The organism is Marinomonas spartinae (genome assembly GCF_016461715.1).
In the GTDB taxonomy this organism is placed as follows: domain Bacteria; phylum Pseudomonadota; class Gammaproteobacteria; order Pseudomonadales; family Marinomonadaceae; genus Marinomonas; species Marinomonas spartinae_A.
In genome coordinates this window covers 24,750-45,677 of sequence record NZ_JAEMUI010000029.1, presented here as the reverse complement: position 1 = coordinate 45,677, position 20,928 = coordinate 24,750, and the positions used below count along the sequence as shown (strand labels likewise).

General features: G+C 44.7%; 15 protein-coding genes, 1 pseudogene, 1 CRISPR repeat array and 1 riboswitch (1 of these 18 cut by a window edge). Of the genes and pseudogenes, 6 read left to right on the top strand and 10 right to left on the bottom strand.

The features are described 5' to 3' along the window. A CRISPR array of direct repeats spans positions 1-855; the repeat unit is 35 nt; unit sequence CCCTCAGAGAGATTGGCCGCTTAGGCCGTTGAGAC; it reaches 300 nt to the left of the window's first position. 110 nt (positions 856-965) lie between these two features. Together JHD45_RS20265 and JHD45_RS20260 are read right to left on the bottom strand one after the other, a co-directional pair. Then, on the bottom strand, positions 966-1,895 hold the full coding sequence (locus JHD45_RS20265) for a DMT family transporter (protein WP_199478296.1): 930 nt from the start codon (positions 1,893-1,895) through the stop codon (positions 966-968). Positions 1,896-2,064: 169 nt separating this feature from the next. Then, a riboswitch (FMN riboswitch) is annotated at positions 2,065-2,243 on the bottom strand. Between the two features lie 91 nt (positions 2,244-2,334). Beyond that, positions 2,335-3,417 (bottom strand): PA0069 family radical SAM protein, encoded by a 1,083-nt coding sequence (locus tag JHD45_RS20260; RefSeq protein WP_199478295.1) that lies wholly within the window; start codon positions 3,415-3,417, stop codon positions 2,335-2,337. 151 nt (positions 3,418-3,568) lie between these two features. Here JHD45_RS20260 and JHD45_RS20255 point away from each other — a divergent pair, with 151 nt between their 5' ends. Then, on the top strand, positions 3,569-4,351 hold the full coding sequence (locus JHD45_RS20255; RefSeq protein ID WP_199478294.1) for an AraC family transcriptional regulator: 783 nt from the start codon (positions 3,569-3,571) through the stop codon (positions 4,349-4,351). On the opposite strand, the gene leuA is transcribed toward JHD45_RS20255, so the two are convergent. Together leuA and JHD45_RS20245 are read right to left on the bottom strand one after the other, a co-directional pair. After that, positions 4,309-6,018 (bottom strand): 2-isopropylmalate synthase, encoded by a 1,710-nt coding sequence (leuA, locus tag JHD45_RS20250; protein ID WP_199478293.1) that lies wholly within the window; start codon positions 6,016-6,018, stop codon positions 4,309-4,311. The two genes, JHD45_RS20255 and leuA, sit on opposite strands and share 43 nt — an antisense overlap. A gap of 264 nt (positions 6,019-6,282) precedes the next feature. After that, positions 6,283-7,665, bottom strand: a complete 1,383-nt coding sequence (locus tag JHD45_RS20245) for an MATE family efflux transporter (protein WP_199478292.1) — start codon at positions 7,663-7,665, stop codon at positions 6,283-6,285. A 137-nt stretch (positions 7,666-7,802) separates the two neighbouring features. Between JHD45_RS20245 and JHD45_RS20240 the strand changes: the two genes are divergently transcribed. Next, complete coding sequence (locus tag JHD45_RS20240) at positions 7,803-8,699, top strand: LysR family transcriptional regulator (protein ID WP_199478290.1); 897 nt, start codon at positions 7,803-7,805, stop codon at positions 8,697-8,699. A 101-nt stretch (positions 8,700-8,800) separates the two neighbouring features. Here the strand turns inward: JHD45_RS20240 and JHD45_RS20235 are convergent, their stop codons facing one another. Beyond that, the gene (locus tag JHD45_RS20235) at positions 8,801-10,906 is read right to left on the bottom strand and encodes a methyl-accepting chemotaxis protein (protein ID WP_199478288.1); all 2,106 of its coding nucleotides are present in this window, start codon (positions 10,904-10,906) and stop codon (positions 8,801-8,803) included. A gap of 337 nt (positions 10,907-11,243) precedes the next feature. Then, positions 11,244-12,188 carry a LysR family transcriptional regulator gene (locus JHD45_RS20230; protein ID WP_199478287.1) on the bottom strand — a complete coding sequence of 315 codons (945 nt, stop codon included), beginning with the start codon at positions 12,186-12,188 and terminating at the stop codon, positions 11,244-11,246. A gap of 109 nt (positions 12,189-12,297) precedes the next feature. On the opposite strand from JHD45_RS20230, the pseudogene JHD45_RS20225 reads away from it, so the two are divergent. Further along, positions 12,298-13,269, top strand: a pseudogene (locus JHD45_RS20225) (MFS transporter); the annotation flags it as partial. A gap of 90 nt (positions 13,270-13,359) precedes the next feature. Here the strand turns inward: JHD45_RS20225 and JHD45_RS20220 are convergent. Continuing rightward, positions 13,360-14,598, bottom strand: coding sequence for a bifunctional transcriptional activator/DNA repair enzyme AdaA (locus tag JHD45_RS20220; RefSeq protein WP_233407963.1), 1,239 nt, complete (start codon positions 14,596-14,598; stop codon positions 13,360-13,362). Positions 14,599-14,784: 186 nt separating this feature from the next. Next, entirely contained in the window at positions 14,785-16,749 is a 1,965-nt protein-coding gene (locus JHD45_RS20215; protein ID WP_199478286.1) for a methyl-accepting chemotaxis protein, read from the bottom strand. Between the two features lie 434 nt (positions 16,750-17,183). Between JHD45_RS20215 and ypfH the strand changes: the two genes are divergently transcribed. The 3 genes from ypfH (at position 17,184) to JHD45_RS20200 (ending at position 19,358) form a co-directional block, all read left to right on the top strand. Beyond that, the gene (ypfH, locus tag JHD45_RS20210) at positions 17,184-17,813 is read left to right on the top strand and encodes an esterase (protein ID WP_199478285.1); all 630 of its coding nucleotides are present in this window, start codon (positions 17,184-17,186) and stop codon (positions 17,811-17,813) included. 144 nt (positions 17,814-17,957) lie between these two features. Beyond that, on the top strand, positions 17,958-18,719 hold the full coding sequence (locus tag JHD45_RS20205) for a sulfite exporter TauE/SafE family protein (RefSeq protein ID WP_067012327.1): 762 nt from the start codon (positions 17,958-17,960) through the stop codon (positions 18,717-18,719). A gap of 42 nt (positions 18,720-18,761) precedes the next feature. Further along, positions 18,762-19,358, top strand: a complete 597-nt coding sequence (locus tag JHD45_RS20200; protein ID WP_199478284.1) for a glutathione S-transferase — start codon at positions 18,762-18,764, stop codon at positions 19,356-19,358. 132 nt (positions 19,359-19,490) lie between these two features. On the opposite strand, the gene JHD45_RS20195 is transcribed toward JHD45_RS20200, so the two are convergent. Beyond that, positions 19,491-19,991, bottom strand: a complete 501-nt coding sequence (locus JHD45_RS20195; RefSeq protein WP_199478283.1) for a GntR family transcriptional regulator — start codon at positions 19,989-19,991, stop codon at positions 19,491-19,493. Beyond that, positions 19,992-20,927, bottom strand: a complete 936-nt coding sequence (locus tag JHD45_RS20190) for a diguanylate cyclase (RefSeq protein WP_199478282.1) — start codon at positions 20,925-20,927, stop codon at positions 19,992-19,994. Position 20,928: the final 1 nt, after the last annotated feature.

The window sequence follows — 20,928 nt, the reverse complement described above, 5'->3', positions numbered from 1 at the left end:
TTAGGCCGTTGAGACGATTGGGCCAATTGACCCAAGCCATTACTTGAAACCCTCAGAGAGATTGGCCGCTTAGGCCGTTGAGACTCAGCAACGCTGCCTCCATTAACCCCTGGCAGACCCTCAGAGAGATTGGCCGCTTAGGCCGTTGAGACTGGACTCGATGATATTCTTGTTAACCCACTTGCTGACACCCTCAGAGAGATTGGCCGCTTAGGCCGTTGAGACTAAACTTGCCGATATCTTTTTTCACTTCCGCGAGGCCCTCAGAGAGATTGGCCGCTTAGGCCGTTGAGACTTAAAGCTAGAAGCCTCCAATGCAGAATAAGCTTCCCTCAGAGAGATTGGCCGCTTAGGCCGTTGAGACTGGAATATTCCAAAAGAGCCGTTTTGATCCAAGTTTCCCTCAGAGAGATTGGCCGCTTAGGCCGTTGAGACTATGAAACTCTCGAAACATCGATTTGATCAAAATCCCTCAGAGAGATTGGCCGCTTAGGCCGTTGAGACAGTTGAGCTTTAAAAGTTCAACTCTAAGGTTTTTACCCTCAGAGAGATTGGCCGCTTAGGCCGTTGAGACGGCACAGTTCATAAGCCAGCTAAAGTCAGTTGCGCTCCCTCAGAGAGATTGGCCGCTTAGGCCGTTGAGACAATATCTTTCCGGTACTCGTGAACGCAATCGCTCGGCCCCTCAGAGAGATTGGCCGCTTAGGCCGTTGAGACCCTAAGGCAATTGCCTTAGAAATTACATTGTCTGCCCTCAGAGAGATTGGCCACTTAGGCCGTTGAGACTTTTGATCGCCTTCAGATTCGTCAGAACCATCACCCCTCAGAGAGATTGGCCGCTTAGGCCGTTAAGATATTTTATCTATTGCGGCTTGGAGTTCTTTTGAACTTCTAGCCGCTTTTTTAGAATTAAAAAAAGGCCTGATACCTAAGTAATCAGACCTTTTAGAAAGACGATGCAGTGATTATTGAATCGCTGGCCTTAGCTCTGCTGTTCTTAGCTCTTTCATTCGCAAGCCCACATTCCCCAAAATTAACATGATCGCCCCAATAATCTGGTAGCTGGTTAAGCTCATATCTAAAAACAACCAGTTAATACCTGCCGCAAACACAGGAAACGACATTTCTGCCAAGGTAGCAAATTGCGCGGGGACGGATTTTAATCCCTGATAATAAAACCACATACCAATCAGACCACTGAGTAATGCCATCACCACGACAAGCCCGACTTTCGTCATGGGCATGGCCACTAGGCTAGACGGCATCATCATGGCTAAAGGCACCAGTACACACAAACCGGATAAAAAGCGTCCTGACAGGATGGCATTGGCTGGCACCCCTTGGTAAGAAAGGTACTTACCACATACGGTAGCAGCGCCCCACGCGGCGACAGCAATTAAGGTAAATCCATAGCCTTTTAAAATATCAATATTGTTATTGGTATAGTGCCACTGAGCGCTACCAAGGGAATGAATATCTGGCCACATCATGACAAGACTCCCCGCTAAAATCACCACCGCCCAGCGCACAAAATGCCCACGTATACGCTCTTTTAAGAAAAAATAAGCCAGTAAAATCGCGACGATGGGTTGCAGTTTCTGCAGCAAAATAACCACTGTCGGGTTGAGGTAGTGAAAAGCTTGGGTAAACGCCAAAGTGCCCAACGCCGACCCGACACCGCCAATAAAAAATAAGCAGCCAAACGAGGTGCGTGAAAGATGCCGAAAGGCATAACGGTGACGCAACAATAACGGGCTGGTGACCAACACCAAGGTCAGATGTTCCATCAGAACTATCTGTAAAGTGGAAAAACCCGCACTCAAAAGGGGATAACGAATGAGAGTATCTAATGCCCACGTGAAACACGCGATCATAATAAACAATGTGCCTGCCATCTTGTTTGTCTCCTAAAATTAAGATGCACAGGGGTGATGAGGAATATACCAAACAAAGCAGTACTTCACGCTCGTCATACACGACGCCTAAAGCACGCATCCCAAAGCCGGATGACCTTCATTTAACGGCGCAGCCTTAAACGACTTTCATCAAGCATTAGTCTATCTGGTCGATCTTCTATCATCCGGACTATAACCGTCGGCTCTGGCGTCTCACCAGATCTGCTGACCCTTTTTCCTACATTCTCCCTTAGGAGATCATCTGAAAAAGGCGCTCGCGGGCTGATTACGAAGCATGGCTTGTAATATACCGCCGGTGGGGAATTTCGCCCCGCCCCGAAGTTCGATTTAGTAACATTCTTCTATTGGTAAATAGAGAGAGCTATTACTTTACCGCGACACATCCAGACAGACAACCACAAAAATTTGATCGAATGTATCAAAACAATGAAAACTGATCCCCTGCTTTAGCTGGCACAGTAAACTGATAACAATCAAGCCGACTCAATCGTTCATCAGACAATCCATGCTTGCGTCTCGCTAAATGAAAACGTTGGTTAATGATATCGGCAAACAGACCTTCCCCTGTCATGCGCTTACCAAAGCGACTGTCGTATAGCTTGCCACCGCGCATGTCCATAATACGCTGCAACACATGGGAAGCTCGGTCGGGATAATGCTGTATCAGCCACTCTTCAAACAATGGCGCAACTTCATGGGGCAAACGCAGCATAATGTAGTGAATAGATTGGGCTCCAGTGTCTGCTGACGCCTCAACAATCTGTTCCATCTCATGATCATTGATAAACGGAATCACCGGTGCCACCAGCACAGTCACGGGAATGCCCGCCTCACGCAACGTTTTAATCACCTGCAAACGCGTTTTTCCTGAGGCGGTTCTGGGCTCTAAAATACGCTTTAAATGATTATCTAACGTCGTCACACTGATTGCCACGTGCACCAAACGCTTTTGTGCCATCTCAGTGAGAATATCTAAATCACGCAGAATCAAGGTGCTTTTGGTAATCAAAGACACAGGCTGACCATAGGCCAAACACACGGACAACAACTGGCGCGTAATCCCCAGTTGCTTTTCTATTGGTTGGTAGGCATCGGTATTGATTCCCAACGCAATCGGCTCACAACGATAACTCGGGTGAGCAAGCTCTTTCTCAAGAAGCGCCGCCGCATTCACCTTTGCGGTTAACTTGGTTTCAAAATCCAGCCCTGGCGATAAATCCAAATACGCGTGGCTTGGCCTTGCAAAGCAATAGACACAACCATGTTCACAACCTCGATACGAATTCACCGACAAGGTAAAGGGAATATCCGGGGAGTTATTACGGGTGATAATCGTCTTGGCCGTTTCGTAACGAACTTGTGTTTTAGGCGATGACGTTTCGAGATCCTCGACAGGGACATCATTTTCGTCCACTTCCACTAAGGTAATGGCAAAACGCCCTGCTAGCTTGCTCGCTGTACCACGACCTTTTATGGGTTTATTGGCAGAAAAATCAGACATAATTGCATCCCAATATACTGTATATAAATACAGTATATTGGGATTTCTGAATTTGTCAAAACCCTATTGAAAACCTTTCTAGACAATGTTTTTCGTCTTATTATGGAGCCATGCCTCACTGACGAAACACCCCATTTTTCTAGGACATGCAATGCTTTTTAAGGAACATACTATCCATTCTGCACTGATTTCCCACGCAGAAGATTACCCACATGGGACAGTGGTTCCTTACCATTCCCACAATTGTGCTCAGCTACTCCACACGCTAAGTGGTGTCATAAGAGTTGAAACCAATAAGGGCATTTGGGTAATACCGCCAAACCGTGGTGTTTGGATTCCATCAGGTATTCAACATAGTTTAAAAATCATTGGCGCAGTGCAAGTCAGAACCCTGTTTGTGGACCCATTAGCACGGGCGGATCTGCCTCACACCTGTGCGGTTGTTGGTATTTCCGATTTGCTAAAAGCCTTAATAGTGGAAGCTGTGTCGATTCCTGAAAACCGACCAACGGGCAGCCGAGAAGAACGTATTATTGAGCTTATTTTGGATGAGTTAAGACGCTTAAAAAATATAGCATTTCATGTCCCCATGCCTCACTCTGAAACCTTGGTTCGACTTTGTCAGCAGATCAATCTGCGCATTTCGCACCCATGGACAACAGCAGATGCCGCCGCTTTGTTAAACACCAGCGAGCGTACAGTCGCACGCCAGTTCCAACAAGAGTTAGCCCTTACCTTTGGCGAGTGGCTAAGACGCTCTCGACTATTACGTGCCTTTGAGCATCTTGCCTCTGGTGACTCTATTTTAGAGACAGCGCTTGCCATTGGTTACGACAGTCCTAGTGCATTTAGTGCCATGTTTAAAAGTCGCGTGGGCGTGTCTCCGCGAGATTATTTACAACAGGCAAGGGAGGCCGAATCCTGTGCGGTATGAGCTTGAATAAGATTGCTCCAAGCATTCAGCAAGGCTTGCAGCGACGCACTGGTTACATCCTCTTCAATACCAACGCCAAAATAATATTGACCGTCTTGCCCATCTTCAAGTTGCACATAGGTGGCCGCTTTACTGTAAGACTGCTTGCCTAGCGTATGCTCATGATAATCCAGAATATTCGCAGACACAGAGAAGCGCTTTCTTAGCCCATCTAGAAAGGCCGACAACAAGCCGCTGGCTTCTCCCGTAATTTGCTGACGTTGACCTTGCCAATCTAAGGTCGCTTTTATACGATGAAGCTGACCGAGATGATCACTTTGATAACCTATAAGCTTCGCAGACGCCCGCTGAGACAAGCCATAGGCATCACGGAATAAGTGCCATAACTCAGCAATAGACACTTCTTGTCCTGTTTTATCTGTGTGATGCTGAACCTTATGACTGAAATCGACTTGCAGCCCTCTGGGTAGATACAAACCATGGTTTTCCTGCAATAACCAAGCCGCACCACTTTTTCCAGACTGGCTATTGACGCGAATCACTTCTTCATAGGAGCAGCCAACGTCTTTAGGGTCCAAAGGCAAATAAGGGATTTTCCATTCACTAAAACCGCTTTTCTCTCGTGCTGCAAACCCCTTCTTAATCGCATCTTGGTGAGAACCGGAAAACGCGGTAAAAACTAGCTCTCCCGCATATGGATGGCGCGGATGCACAGGCAGCTCATTGCAATCTTGCACAAGCTCCACCGTGTTACGAATATTTGAAAAATCTAAATTCGGATGAATCCCTTGTGTGTAGAAATTGAGCGCTAGCGTGACCAAGTCCACATTCCCTGTGCGCTCACCGTTACCAAACAGACACCCTTCTACTCGTTTAGCCCCCGCCAATATCGCCATCTCAGCCGTCGCCACTCCCGTTCCTCTATCATTATGAGGATGTACACTCACCGTTATATGATCTAAACAGGAAAACTGCATCATAAAATACTCAATTTGATCGGCAAAGACGTTGGGGGTATTGACCTCAACTGTGGTTGGCAAATTCAAAATAAGCGGCCGATCCTCACTGGGTTGCCAGACACTGGCAACCGCTTCACAAATTTCTAAAGCAAAGTCAGCCTCCGTAAAACAAAAGGTTTCCGGTGAGTACTCAAAGGTCCAATGTGTGTCTGGTTGCTTATCGCACAGCGCTTTAATTTGCTTGGCACCACGCACCGCCATGGCGATGGTTTCCGCTTTGCTTTGCTGAAACACAACCTCTCGAAAGACTGGTGCTGTGGCATTGTATAAATGCACGATAGCCTTGGGCACACCTTGAAGTACCTGCATGGTCCGATCAATCAGATCTGACCGTGATTGAGTCATTACCTGAATCGTGACATCCGTAGGAATATGCCTTCCATCAATTAAAAAGCGAACGAAATCAAAGTCAGTTTGAGATGCGGCAGGAAAGGCAACTTCGATTTCCTTAAATCCGCACTCAACAAGATGCTTAAAAAAACGCAGTTTTTTGGCATGATCCATTGGATTGGCGAGGGCCTGGTTGCCATCTCGCAAATCCGTAGAACACCAGCGTGGTGGCGTCGTTAAACGTTTTGATGGCCAAGTTCGCGAAGGCAAATCCAAGATCTTAGCCGCAGAATATTTGTCCTCTGGATGCATTAACATGTTTGCTCCTCAATATCTGATGTTATGAGCCATTCATGCTAATCCACCCACCTTTATCTGTCTGAAGCAAATTAGACAAAAATCATCGCAAGACAGACAAAAGCAATTTGTTGAAATAAAGTCCGTTAAGACAATAACCTTTCTTAGATCAAAAAAAGAGGCTTTCGCCCCCGAAAATAGAAGATGTAATCTGATTCGATGAAAGGTTATTTCTCATCAAGAGCAATAGACCTTCTCGTACCCTGTCACGCTTAATCTTCCCCCTTAAGAGGTCACGGCTGCTTTTTTGATCATCCGAGTGTTCTCACCATGATGCTGTTTCATCAGAGCTTTTAAGTTCATTAATAGCATAGGTAATACAATCATTGTGAAGGCGATGTTTGATAACGGGACAGACAACCATACGCCTTCAATACCCAAAAACCTTGGCAAAATAAATAAGAAAGGCAATTGCACGATCATGTTTCCGACAGAGACAAACAAGGCTTGGCCGCTTTTTCCTACCGCCACAAAGTAAATCGACGCCATAAATAAGAAGCCATCTAAAAATAACGCCATCAAATGCAAGCGGATACCCACTTTGGTGGCTTCAATCAAAGGTCCATTAGCACCAGAAAAAAAGCGGGTGAAAAATTCAGGAAAGAGATTCAACACAATGACCACAACGACACCAGAACCTACCGTGACTGAAAACGCTAACTTTACCGTTTGGATAATACGTTGGTACTGCTTCGCCCCCAAGTAATAGCTCACTGGCGGCTGCAAGCCACTCACCAAGCCTTCGGCAAAAAAGTAATAGCAACTGGCTAAATAACCAACGATGGCGAACGCTGCCAATTGCGTTGTGTCCCCATAAGTCATAAATAACCGATTATGCAGAGCGATGATAAAACTCATATAGATAAACATCACCAAGTTCGACGAACCAAGCTGCATGATCCTTTTCGCGATGTGTCTATCAAACTGATTCAGGGATAAAACGGTTTTTGCTTTAGACGAGGTAAAATATCGTAAGCACAAAATGCAGGTAGCCAGTTGAGCGATCAAGGTTGCCACGGCCGCCCCTTTTAACCCCATTCCTAACATCCCTAAAAAGACATAGTCCAAGACGATGTTCAATAATGCTCCGACCACAATAAAGAGCGTCGCCATGTTCGGACTATCGTCATTTCGCACTAACATGGGCATGGCACTGGCACCAATGGAGATTAACGCACCATAAGACATGATCTCTACATACTGCCAGCTTAGCATCAGGGTATTCCCTGCCGCCCCTTGTAACAACAAGCCACTTTTCCCAAAAGTCGTAAACACCAAAGAAGCAAATAAGCCAATCCCAACGACTAAAAATAAAGACGTCATCAACGTTGATTGTGTCGCAGGAAGATTCTTCTCACCTCGATATTGAGACAACACACTGCCGCCGCCCATACCGATAAGAAGACCAAAGCCCATTATCAAACCCAATAATGGAATCGCCATATTGATTCCAGCTAAGCCTTCGCTTCCCACATAATGTCCAACAAAGAAACCATCAATAATTTGATACAGACCACTCACCAGCATGGCGACAATAGAAGGAATCGCGAAGCGCCAAAAGGCCTGAGCGACCGATTTTGGTGGTTGAGTGGGTGTCACGGTTGGCATTTTGACTCTCCCATTGCGTAAAAGTAGGAGAATAATATGATAAATTCAGATATAACAAAGTTAGTTACCATCCGATTTTAGGATACATAACTAAGTCAGTAAACTGCTTTGGAAACTCACTTGAACTGGAGACCTGTATGAACTGGACCCTTGATCAACTGCTCGCTTTTGTGACCGCCGCCGAATTAGGCTCCTTTTCTGCTGCCGCAAGAAAGCTTAACAAAGCACAATCACGTATTAGCAGTGCCATCTCCAATTTAGAACTGGATCTGGGGTTTGATCTGTTTGATCGCCGCTCAAAGTACCCAGTGCTAACCAGTTTAGGAAAAGAAATGCTGCCTGAAGCCCAAGCTATTCTGAATCAATGTTTACGCTTAGAATCACGAGCCTTAACCGCTGCGGGTCAGGAGCCGATCTCATTACGTATTGCCATTGACGAGGCGCTTCCTTTAGAAACCATCCATACTATTTTTTCCCAATTCGGCGACACCTTTCCCAACACTCATTTGGTCATTACTAATGGCTCCCAAGATGATATCGCCGTCGCCATTGCCCAACATAATGCAGATATAGGCTTAATGATCAGTAACCACGTACTGCCCGCTAAATTACAACTCCACCCGCTTGGCTATTTAAAAAAAGTGCTTATTGTTGGCAAGCAGCACCCTTTGGCTGACAAAGACACGCTCAACTTGGCGCAATTACAGCAATATCGACAATTCGTTTTATGCAATCGCTCAGGAGAGAATCGGGAACAAGCTTTAAGTCCTGATCATTGGGATATAGACAGCTATTACTTAATTTGTGAACTGGTGACACAAAATCAAGGATGGGCCATTGTGCCCGAGCACATTGCCAGCGCTCAGTGGTTTTCTCAGCAAATAAAAATTGCTAAAAGCGACGTACTATCTGATCGCTTTATTGAAGTCGGTATTGTCACGCTTATCGAAAGCCCCACCTCAACACTAACGGATTGGATTATTGAGCAAACCCGTCAGTTAATGACAAATCCCCCAAACGAAAGAGCAATATAATGACAATGGCGGTCCCTATAAATTACTCGCTTACTCAATGATAAAGCCTGGCATTTTTATGGAAAATACCAGGCTTATAAAAGGAAGCCATCAGCAGCTAATTACTTCACTTTTAGCAAAGACAAAATAGCGGTTAATTCCGCTACCGCTTTAGAACTATTGACATTACTGCTTTCTAGTTCACTTACAATGTCTTTAAGCTTCGCGGAAGACTCATTGATACCAATCAAATTCCGGTTAATGTCTTCCGCCACATTCGATTGTTGCTCTGCGGCAGACGCTACTTGAATCGTATTATCTGAAATCCCAGCCACTCTTTCGTTTACTACACCCAATTTTTCTGCACTTTCAATCGATGAGGCAACTGTTTGCTGAGCATTTTCTTGGCTTTTCATAATCAACTCCACAGCCGATTGAACATCCTGCTGCAAGCCTTTGATTAACCCATCTACCTCTTCTGTTGATTCTTGAGTCCGTGCTGCTAGGTTACGCACTTCGTCAGCGACCACGGCAAAGCCTCGACCTTGCTCACCGGCCCGAGCAGCTTCAATAGCGGCATTCAAGGCCAATAGGTTAGTTTGTTCTGCAATGGCTCGAATAGTATCCAAAATACTGTAAATTGAATCACTGCGTTGGGACACTTGTGCAACTTGATTACTGGCATCGTTTAACTGTTTTGCAAGGCCTTCAACCATTTGTCGATTCGATTGAACAAGCTCAAATGACTCGGTTAGGTACTGACTAATGTCCGTCGCCGCTTGTCCATTATCCCGAGCCAGTGTGGCCACCTCTGTTGCAGAGCTGGACATTTCTGTGACAGCAGTAACCACAGAATGTATCTGTTCTGCCTGCATGACAGTGGACTGATGGGCAATCGTGGTCGCCTTGGTAAACTCATCATTCGTCATGGCAACAACATCTCGCTGCTGGATCAGGCGAGTAATCATGTTCTGCAATTTCCCGGTGAACTGATTAAACCCTTGCGCCAACAACATAAGTTCTAAATGTTTTTGCGTATCGAGACGCTGGGTTAAATCCCCTTCCTCGGAGGCCAATTTTTCCATTCGTAGAGCAATGCTGCGCAGTGGTGAGGTCACTGTATTGACAACTAAAAAGACCAGTACCAGCCCAACAAGTAAAAGCCCAATAGACAAACCAACAAACAAGGTGATTGAGCTTTGTGTTTTATCATCAAGTTGACCGGACATTTTGGTCACGGGCGCCAATAAGTCAGAAGTGGGAACGGAGACATAAATTTTCCAGACATTGGGTGCCGCGTTGATGGTCATACTGTCACTGTATACCCATTGCTTTTCCCCTTTTTTTAGCCCTGTTTTCTGACCCGCAAACGTCAACCCTGTCTTGTTAATGTTTTTACCAATTGCATCAGGCAATTCGCTGGATCCTACTATCAACCCTTTTTCACTGACAATAGTGATATTACCAGCACCGCCAAACAAATTGTCGGTTAGCTGATTTAGCTTTTTTTGAATCGCAGACAAATTGATATCCGCGCCCACCATGCCGATAAACTTTCCATCAGCCAAAATGGGGGCTGAATAAGTAGTCATTAATACTTTTTGCCCACTTGTCAGCTCAAATAAATAAGGGTCTAACAAACACGCTTTTTTTGTGTCCATCGGACACAAATACCATTCCGATACTCGAACGCCATTTTCATCTTTATCCTGAACATATTTAAGGGCGGGATCTCCCGTACTGTAAATATATTTACCGTCATCACCTTTTAACCAATAAGTGTCTAATGTACCAACAGATGATGTATGATCCCCTGTTCCCATCGACTCTTTATCTTTTCCATCGTATCCATTCGGCTCAAATTGCGCATACAACGCGTCCATATTCGGTGAACTTTTTAGTAAAGATAGGTTCATATCTTTGACTTTTTGACGAGCAAAAGGAACACCGCCATTGCCTACTGCCGTATCCGCTAAAACTTTAGCAAAGCTTGAAACAACCGCTGCGGTATTACCCAGATAACTGGACACTTGGGATCGCACCTCAGCAGCGGCAGACTCAAGTGAAAGCCCCGCTTGTTCTTCTTGGTACACTTTTAACTCATTGGAAGAAAAGTTGCTTAACGAGCGAATAGAGTGAGCTGATAAATAAATAAGTACACTGATAAGACAAGCAAAAAAGACGCCTGTTATTACCACCAGCTTTACTCTGATACTGAATTTAGACATTGAGGCACCTCAGGTCAAATTGACTATACTGTCCAAACTTCCCTGTTACTAAAAAGCATATTCTTATAATAAAACGACATCCAAAATAGGATAGGTTGAAACTCGATATGCATTAGAATTTTTTATATCAATTATACTGTAGACTCTTTGTTTAAATCATACTGTAGGATTTTTGTAATGAATGGCAGTAACTTCTTATCAAAATTTTGGTAAAAAATTAACTAAATAGTCAGAATTAATTTTTGTTTTATTTAAAAGAGTCAGCTCAAACGCCTCAATAAAATAATAATTTAAAACCAGAACAACACTATATGAATGAAAACAATGAATGAAAATGCTAACCCATTTTAGAAGGCGGCCTTGTCCCGACAAGCGTTGGCATAGCGTCTCTTATAATGTCGAGAAACGTTCGTAGACGTGCTGGATAGTAGCTTGCATAAGGGTAAATAAGGTACACAGGCAAGGGAGTAGCGTGCCACTGTGGCAGTAAATGCACCAAACTACCTGCGGCAATGTCATCGTTGACCACCCAAGCAGAAGCCACCCCTGCTCCGAGCCCTGACAAAAGAGCATGACGCATAGCGTACAGACTATCGGTGCTGAGTTTTGGGGAGATCGTTAGTTGATAGAAATCATGGTTACGATCACTTTGCAGTATCACCTTCGTGCGGTAAAACGTGCTCAGCGCAATCCAAGGCAAAACAGCCAAGTCCTGAACCTGCTGAATCTCAGGGAATTGCCTCAATAATTGGGGCGATGCCACAACAATCCGAGGTATTTCCGCCAATAAAACGGCCACCATAGAGGGATCAGTCAGCTCCCCTACATGAATCGCGCAATCAATACCATCATTGATAAAGTCGGGAGAATGATCGTTAAGCATCCATTCCACTGACATATTGTTGTAGCGATTTAAATAGTCGACTAACGGCACAATAAGCTGATCTTGTCCAAAGGCATGGGGCGCCCTTACCCGCAAAGTACCAACAGGCTCGTCTTTGGCGTTATTAACGTCGTCTTCGAGGGCATTCCAACCGTCAATTAAGGTTTTTGCATGCTGGTAACAACGCTCCCCATCGTCAGTCAGTTTCATTGCATGGGTGGTTCGCAAAATCAGTTTTGTACCGAGCAGGTTCTCTAGAGACTGCAAGCGTCGGCTAATGGTTGGCTGGGAAGTACCAAGTTGATTCGCCGCCGCCGATAAGCTGCCACTTTCTACAATTCGGACATAAGTTTGCATCAGTTCTATACGGTCGATGCTACCGAGTTTTGATATCTTCATACGAGTTATGTATAACCGTTTTACCTATGAGCTGGCTACCAAAATAATGCCAATACATTAAAAATAGCCGCATTCCCATTCAAATCATTCACTCAGAGATGAAGCCGTCATGTCATTGCAAAGAACCATGGATAATGCCGCTACACCACAAACTCCCCCTTTATCCAAAAGCCTTGTGTTTACCATGGCAACCGGTGCGGGGCTCAGTGTTGCCTCCATTTATTACAACCAACCCATGCTGGGTAATATTGGCGCGACGTTTCATGCCGATGTCAGCGCCACAGGGTTTATTCCAACGTTCACGCAAGTCGGCTACGCCTTAGGCATTCTGTTTCTGATCCCCCTGGGAGATCGTTTTGATCGACGTAAAGTCATTGCCATCAAAAGCCTACTCTTAGCATTGGCTCTGTTCTTATGCTCAATTATGCCAAGCCTGAATAACGTATTAGTGGCCAGTTTAGCCATCGGCATCATGGCGACCATGGCACAAGATATCGTGCCCGCAGCAGCGAACTTAGCACCAGAAGCTAAGCGGGGGAAAACGGTTGGCACGGTTATGACAGGCTTACTGGTTGGGATTCTTTTATCACGCGTGATCAGTGGTGCGGTAAGCCAATATTTGGGCTGGCAAGCTATGTATCAATTGGCCGCATTAAGCATTTTGCTCATTGGCTTGAGTTTGTGGCGCATTTTACCCACATTCGAGGTACATTCCAATTTAAGCTATCCAGGATTATTAAAATCCATGCTGACACTATGGAAGCGCCATGATGAGCTGCGTCGTGCGGCATTCGCGCAAGGCCTGTTATCGGTTGGCTTTAGTGCTTTCTGGTCCACCCTTGCGGTGATGCTTCACACACACTATGGCCTAGGCAGTGCTGTCGCTGGAGCATTTGGCTTAGCGGGTGCAGCAGGGGCATTAGCAGCCCCATTAGCGGGAACACTAGCGGACAAAAGTGGCCCAGCCCGTGTCACACAAATAGGTTGCGCTCTTTTCACGATTTCATTCGCCATTATGTTTTTATTGCCCTATTTCCCTATAAACGGTCAAATTGTGCTGATCATTGTCAGTGCACTGGGGTTTGATTTAGGGATACAGGCTACCCTGGTTTCCCACCAATCTCTGGTATACGGCCTTGATCCCGCCGCTCGTGGCCGCCTCAATGCCCTGCTATTTACTGGGATGTTTATTGGCATGTCCATCGGTTCGGTTCTGGGCAGCCAAGCTCTGGCTTTGATCGGCTGGAATGGCGTAGTGGCTGTCGCGACCATTGCTGGCATTTTGGCTTTCATCATCCGCATAACGGATCGATCCGCGTAATGGACATTGCATGTTACGCTCGTGATCCAGCAGCCAGCGCTTTCTTTCTAATCCGCCACCGTAGCCTGTTAAGCTGCCATCTTTACCTATCACACGGTGGCAAGGAATCATAATCGAAACGCGGTTCGCCCCATTGGCCGATGCGACAGCCCGCACCGCTTTGGGGTTACCAATTAACGAGGCTTGATGCTGATAGCTGGCGGTATGACCACAGGGAATCTGTTGCAAGGCTTGCCATACGGCGTTCTGGAAATCCGTCCCAGGCGTGTCTAACGCGACACTAAAGTCACGTCGTTCTCCCGCAAAGTATTCCTCCAATTGCTGCTTGGCCAATAACATATGCTCATTCACACCAGCCATGATAGGAGCTTTCAGGTAGCGTTGTAGATCTTTAAATTCCGTTTCTAACATACGTCGGTCGACGAACTCTAACAAACAAATCCCCCGTTTGGTGGCCCCCACAAACATAGGCCCAAGTGGGGTAGTCAGCCGATCAAGCAAGATTACATCCTGCTCTAATGACGCTTTGGGGGAGCGCCCTACCAATTTCTTAAAGGTATAACCAAAGCCACTTAACGACTCATAACCATGGTCAAACGCTGTTTGCGTGGTTTGTTTTCCTTGGCGCAGCTCTTCATAGGCGAAATTAATGCGATACATGCGCTGAAATGTTTGGAAAGTCATTCCATAATGTTGATTAAACCAACGTCTTAGGAAAATAGGCCGAATGCCCGCTTGTTCAAGTTGCTCATCGGTGATTTTCGCTTTCGGACAATCGCGCACCAAATTTATCGCGATTTGCACTTCATGAGGGGCTTCATGGGTGTTTTCTGTCGGTTTACAGACCTTGCATGGCCGAAAACCAGCTGCCATGGTTTCCTTTAAGTCCGTATAGAACAGCACATTGTTACGCTTGGGTTTACGCGCTCGACAGGTGGCAATACAAAAAATGGACGTGGTTTTTACCGCCACAAAAAATGCTCCCACAAAACTAGGGTCGCGCTCAATCAAAGCCTTGTAGTAACAATCTGCTTGTTTTTCATCAGTGATTAACATGGCACTTCTCTCATCAGTCAAAGTTTGGTCCATTACACAACGCCACCTATCAACATCGTGTTTGATCCCGTGTTAATAAGGTTATAGGGTACCGACTGAATTCCACAACCGAAAACTGAACAAGTATTTTTTTGATGGGAACACAGAACCTGCCACACGCCACAGACCAAAAAGCCCTGTTACCATGGGGCAACAGGGCTTTTTTCATCCATGGATATACTAAAATTTAGTCGACTTAAATCTCGCCACCATACCTTGAAGCTCCTGAGATAATTCATTCAGCATAGAGGCCGTTTGTGACACTTGCTCCGCAAGAGTATTGGTCTTCACCGTTCCATCGTGAATCACCATCACATTGGTATTAATCTCTTCGGCAACTAAGTGCTGCTCTTCTGCAGAAGCACTGATTTGAATCATCATGTCTTTAATAGTTAATACTGACGCTAAAATTTGCTCAAACACAGTGTAGGTCTGTGAAGCTAAATCCACTGATCCTTTAGCAACCATAACACTTTGACCCATCTTACTAGCAGCAATACCCGTTTGTTCCTGCAATCGATTGACCAATTTATCAATCTCTTCGGTCGATTCCGCTGTACGACCCGCCAAGGTGCGCACTTCATCCGCGACCACAGCAAAGCCACGACCTTGTTCACCGGCTCTCGCCGCCTCAATCGCCGCGTTCAAAGCTAGTAAGTTAGTTTGTTCTGCGATGGCTTTGATGGTATCCAGAATCCCCACAATGTTATTCGACTCTTCTGACAAGGTCTTCATAGACTCATTAGAACTGTTTAACTCACTCTCTAACTGACGCAGGGAGTCCATGGTTTGCTGAATGAGCTTATTACCATGTTGAACCTGAGTTTCACTGTGTTCAGCAGCACTTGCCGCGTTGTTACAATTAGAGGCGACTTCGTTGGCGGTCGCCACCATTTCATTAAACGCGGTAGAAACATGATCCACCGAATTCACTTGATGGGAAGCAACATCACTCATTTCTGCCGCTAATGACTCGGATTGATGGGCAACATTGGCAATTTTCTCGCATGAGCCTTTAGAGTGTCCGACAATATCGTCAATTGACGCCACAAACTGATTAAAGGCTTCGGCCATTTGCGCCGACTCATCTTTAGACTCAATCGCTAAGCGTTGGGTCAGATCCCCCTCACCATGGCTAATATTCGTTAACCGTTCAGCCATGACATTAATAGGACGAACAACAAGATTGGTTAATAACATCCCCAAAATCACAAAAATGACAATCATCACCGCCGCCACACCGATGGTCACCCACATCAGATGATTCGCCTGAGCGTAAACCGCACTGCTGGGGATTAAACCGATGAATTTCCAACCTAATTTAGGGGATATATGCATACTGGCAAACCAAGTATGACCATCTATGATGATTTTCTGCAGTGATTTTTCCGATGTCACTTGGCTGTATGGACGGGACGCATCGTTAATGGATTTGAAGTTGTTCTTCGGATTAGAAGGGTCAGCTAAAACCGTCCCGGAGTCTTCCACCATGACCACATACCCGTCGCCCCCAAATTTGACGGTTGCTAGTAACTCCGTCAGTTTTTTAAGCGTCACATCGACCCCAACGGAGCCATAAAAGCCGTCTTTTCCATCGAATCGTTGTACATAATCCACTAAAGGAGCACCTGTAAATGCGTCTCGATAAGCAGGAATACGAACAGGCTTACCACTGTTATCGTTTATGGAGAGTTTATACCAACTCCTCTCCAACGGATTATAGTGATCGACACTATTGCTTTGAGGCCATTGCAAATAACCTTTATCGTTTGAGCCTAACCAAATATAGGCTAAATCTGGGTGGGTTTGACCAAAGGCATCCATTAATTCAAATGCCTTTTTTTCCAAAGGTGAGTTTGATAACGGCGTCATCTTTTGTACGGGCTTATCAGCGTAGCTGAAAATACTGCCTGGGGTAAGTTGTGTCAGCTCGTTAGTGCGAGCAAAAAAAGCCGCATTTTCTGATAAGTTATTCAGATACATGGAAAATAAGGCGTCCACGTAGCCCATTTCCGTTTGGCTTTGCTGTTCAAATCGCGTCTCAGCATCAGAGCGGACCTGACTGATGACGATGAGCGATACAATGAGGACTGGAAATATCACGCCAGCCAACAAAAGTGCGATGATCTTTTTTCGTATGGTCATTTAAAGCCCCAATTGTTGATAAAATAACGAGTTTTTATCCAATTTTTCATAAAGCTCCCTATGATTATGTATAGCAGAATATCCTTTCCTCAAAGAAAAAAACAAGCAATATATAGATTGTTTATCAATAGCCAAGAGTCGACTTTATTTAAACCATTTCTCTTTGAGAGCATGTTTAATAAGCTCGGCCATGATACTACGCTCTGCGATATTGTATTTGATCAATCAGTTACCATAAGTGGCCTCTGACAAATTATCAGAAGGACTGCTTCTAGCAAAGCCTTTTCAGACATTGGCTTACCAAGAATAAAACACCATCAATGTGACAATGTGTGACATGAAGTTAAAAGAGATTAATGTCATACTAATAAAAATACATGACTTGGAATAAACCTTAGTAAAACACCTCTTTTACTAACAGCAGAGGACTTAGAATGACATCGTCAATGACACTGCAACTGCCCCATTCACCCGAACGACTCATCCTGTTACTACATGGTGTCGGTGCCTCACCAGAGAGTATGGCCCCGTTAGGAGAGCTCTTGGCAAGACAATTTGATCAGGCGGCTATCATTTCGGTGCAAGCACCTGATGCATCCGATTTTGGGCAGGGCTTTCAATGGTTTTCTGTTCAAGGCGTTACAGAAGAAAACCGCTTTGAGCGAATTCTTACTGCGATGCCACGATTTGTAGAAAGCGTGCAATATTGGCAAGCTCAGACCAATGTCTCCGCCGATAAGACAACATTAATAGGCTTTTCACAAGGCGCTATTATGTCGCTATCCTCTACGCAAATTGTTGATGATCCATTAGCCTCATGCATTATCTCGTTATCAGGACGCTTAGCTAATCGACCGACCAAAGCACCGAAAAACACACGTATACACTTTTTACACGGTGATCAAGATCCAGTAATAGATAGTCAGTTCGCTCAACAGGCCCACGCGGAATTGTCTAAGCTTGGTGCCGACACCACCTTTGATTTGATCGCTAATTTGGTGCACACCATCAATCAGACAGAAGTACATTTCATTATTCGATATCTACAGGATGAAATACGATAATCTTATCTAACCGCTCCTAATGCACCACTTGCGTCCTTTGCACAATGCACCATAAAAGCAAAGGTCGCATGGCGTATTCCCTCCTCAGCCATTATAGGGTAGCCTTTCTATACTCCCCATCTTCCCTTTTTTAAGGACTAAATAGTGGACTACAGTTTTTTCACCGTTGCACTGCTTATGGGTACAGGTTTTGTCGCTGGTATCATCAACACTTTAGCGGGCGGTGGTTCCAACCTCACCTTACCCGCTTTAATGGTAATGGGCATGCCCGCCGATATAGCCAACGCCACCAATCGAGTAGGGGTATTTTTACAGAACCTCACCGCAACCTTTGGCTTTCGTAAAGCCAAAAAGCTCGATAATGCCGACATTTTACCCGTGATGATTCCGTCATTACTTGGCGGCGTGGTTGGGGCTTTTGCTGCAAGCTATGCTCCAGAAACCTGGCTCAAGCCTTTACTGCTTAGTGCCATGATAGGCATGACGTTAATAATGATTGTCCGCCCAACTTTGATTGCACCACCTGAAGGAACAGTACCCTTTAAGGTCAGAGAAAAACCCAGTGCTTGGATCGCCCTATTTATCGCTGGCGTCTACGGTGGTTTTGTACAAGCAGGCGTAGGCTTTATTCTTATCACCGCCTTGGCAGGCACATTACGCTATGATTTAGTGAGAACCAATGCGCTCAAAATGGTCTGCACCATGGGGTTCACCACATTAGCCCTTGGCGTCTTTATTTGGAATGGTCAAATCCTCTGGATACCAGGATTGATCCTCGCCTCAGGTACCATGCTCGGTTCACACCTAGCCGTGAAAATGGCCATCAAGGCCAACCCCAAACATTTGAAGTGGTTTTTGTTTATTATGACCCTCTGTGGTAGCGCGGCGGCATTATTGAGCGATTAAGCTGGCTAAAAAGTTAACCTTCTCAGGCATAAGGAAAAGTACATGCAACTAGTTATTGGCACCCTCTCAACTTGGTCACTACGTGCTTATATTTGCAGTAAAATTGCAGGGATTGAACTGGAGCTTATTGCCATTGATTTGGAAAAAGAAGGATATAAAGCTGAGGTACTTAAGTACTCGCCGTCAGGTCTCGTTCCCGCTTTATTAGTTGATGATGTTGTTATCCATGATTCTTTAGCGATTGCCGAATATTTAAACGAACTTTCAGACGGTGCCTTGTATCCAAAATCATCCTCACAACGTGCCTTGGCAAGAAGTCTATGTATGGAAATGCATTCTGGTTTTATGAACATAAGAAAACAATGTCCATTTACCCTTGAAAAAGTCACCCCCTTGACAAATTTGGACAAGGCAACAACAGCGGAGATCGAGCGTCTTAGGGCGATTTTCACTCAAGCAGAACAGCCTTTTATGTTTGAACATGCCGGAACCGTTGATGCGTTTTTTGCCATTCTAGCTTTTCGATTACAACATTATGGTGTTGTCTTTGATGGTCTTGCAGGGGAGTATCAGCAACGCTTGTTAGACTGGCCACTCCTCAAAGACGCTATCATGTTAACTGAAAAGATGTCGAACTAGAGACCTTTGCACGATATTGCCAACGCAACTAAGACCAGATAAAAATAGAAAAAACACTCATCTACAAGGATGTAAGTGATAAGTTGAGTCAGGATATCAAAGCCGAATTAGGATATAATTAATCTAATGGGATCATATTGAATCTGAAACGGATTGCATACCTCGAGCCATGTGTTCTTCAATTTCAGCAATCATGGCGTTCAAATCATTACCAGTTGCCAATCTTATATAAATATCATGTCCGTCTATTCTTGCACCTAAACGATGTTGCGCTTTTTGATGAAGAGACCAATAAAGTTGCAATCGACCTGATAATGTCTTCCAAGCCCCCAATAGTAATTCATTGTCAGAAAACTCATAAACCGTTGCATGCAAAGCTAGTTCTTTTTCAATAGCGCATGTTTTATCTTCCGCAACAATCGCCTGCTTAAGATCTTCATTACGAGTAGCCAGTGTATCAGCAAACTTATCAGTGCGATGATCCCATATCAATTTGAACGCCAGCGTTTCTAAACCAATACGCATTTCACATAAGTCTTTCAAGTTTTTATTGTTAAAAGACTGGACGAAATAGCCTTCATAGGGCACAGAAACTAGAAAGCCTTCCTCCACAAGCGCCGCAATAAGAAGCACTTAATCGCCGCTTCCTTGAGGCGTATCACTGATAGTCACATGTTCCCATTTCACTTGGTTTTTTCCGCTTGTTTTTGCCATATATAAGGCCTTATCTGCGGCAGCAAATAAATCCTCAAATTTAGCATCTCGTGTAGGGGCTATGGAGGCTACCCCAGCACTGATGGTCACCACATTTTTATCTTTTATATTGCATGCAATGGCCATAGCCTGAACCTCAGCGATACATTTATTAATACGCTGTAGCGCTTCTTCTTTTAAGGTATTTGGCATAATTGCGACAAACTCTTCTCCGCCATACCGTGCCACTAGATCTCTATTTTTAATAAAATTATCAGCTAAAACAGTGGCTACTCTTTGTAACACGACGTCACCAGCAGCATGACCATAAAAGTCGTTATATTGTTTAAAATTATCAATATCGATAACCACTAAGGATAAAGTTTGATTAAGCTCTTCCATTAATGTCCATTCGGATCGAATCGTTTCTTCATACTTACGACGATTTGCCAAAGAAGTTAATGGGTCTATAGTACTTAAACGCTCTAATATACGGTGCTGGTTTATTAATTTAAGATGTAAAGCAACTCTGGCTTTTATTATCGAAGCATGTATTGGCTTTTGAATATAGTCACTTGCCCCAAGTAATAGGCCTTTTTCTTCATTATCTATGTCATTCAGTGCCGTTATAAAAATGACTGGGATATCGCATGTGCGAGCATCCTGTCTAAGCTTTTTCATTGTCTCAAAGCCATCCATATCAGGCATAATAACATCGAGCAAAATTAAGTCTGGTGAAAACTCTAATGCTTTACGAACTCCCTGCTCACCGCTTTTTGCCATTATAATGTCTACTTCGTCACATAAAATATCGCTGATAATTTGTAAGTTTATCACTTCATCATCGATAACAAGAACACTAAATGAATGGGACATT

Excerpts from the sequence above, each read along its gene's own strand:
- JHD45_RS20265 (WP_199478296.1), bottom strand. The coding sequence starts at position 1,895 with ATGGCAGGCACATTGTTTATTATGATCGCGTGTTTCACGTGGGCATTA.
- JHD45_RS20260 (WP_199478295.1), bottom strand. The coding sequence starts at position 3,417 with ATGTCTGATTTTTCTGCCAATAAACCCATAAAAGGTCGTGGTACAGCG.
- JHD45_RS20255 (WP_199478294.1), top strand. The coding sequence starts at position 3,569 with ATGCTTTTTAAGGAACATACTATCCATTCTGCACTGATTTCCCACGCA.
- leuA (WP_199478293.1), bottom strand. The coding sequence starts at position 6,018 with ATGTTAATGCATCCAGAGGACAAATATTCTGCGGCTAAGATCTTGGAT.
- JHD45_RS20245 (WP_199478292.1), bottom strand. The coding sequence starts at position 7,665 with ATGCCAACCGTGACACCCACTCAACCACCAAAATCGGTCGCTCAGGCC.
- JHD45_RS20240 (WP_199478290.1), top strand. The coding sequence starts at position 7,803 with ATGAACTGGACCCTTGATCAACTGCTCGCTTTTGTGACCGCCGCCGAA.
- JHD45_RS20235 (WP_199478288.1), bottom strand. The coding sequence starts at position 10,906 with ATGTCTAAATTCAGTATCAGAGTAAAGCTGGTGGTAATAACAGGCGTC.
- JHD45_RS20230 (WP_199478287.1), bottom strand. The coding sequence starts at position 12,188 with ATGAAGATATCAAAACTCGGTAGCATCGACCGTATAGAACTGATGCAA.
- JHD45_RS20220 (WP_233407963.1), bottom strand. The coding sequence starts at position 14,598 with ATGGACCAAACTTTGACTGATGAGAGAAGTGCCATGTTAATCACTGAT.
- JHD45_RS20215 (WP_199478286.1), bottom strand. The coding sequence starts at position 16,749 with ATGACCATACGAAAAAAGATCATCGCACTTTTGTTGGCTGGCGTGATA.
- ypfH (WP_199478285.1), top strand. The coding sequence starts at position 17,184 with ATGACATCGTCAATGACACTGCAACTGCCCCATTCACCCGAACGACTC.
- JHD45_RS20200 (WP_199478284.1), top strand. The coding sequence starts at position 18,762 with ATGCAACTAGTTATTGGCACCCTCTCAACTTGGTCACTACGTGCTTAT.
- JHD45_RS20190 (WP_199478282.1), bottom strand. The coding sequence starts at position 20,927 with ATGTCCCATTCATTTAGTGTTCTTGTTATCGATGATGAAGTGATAAAC.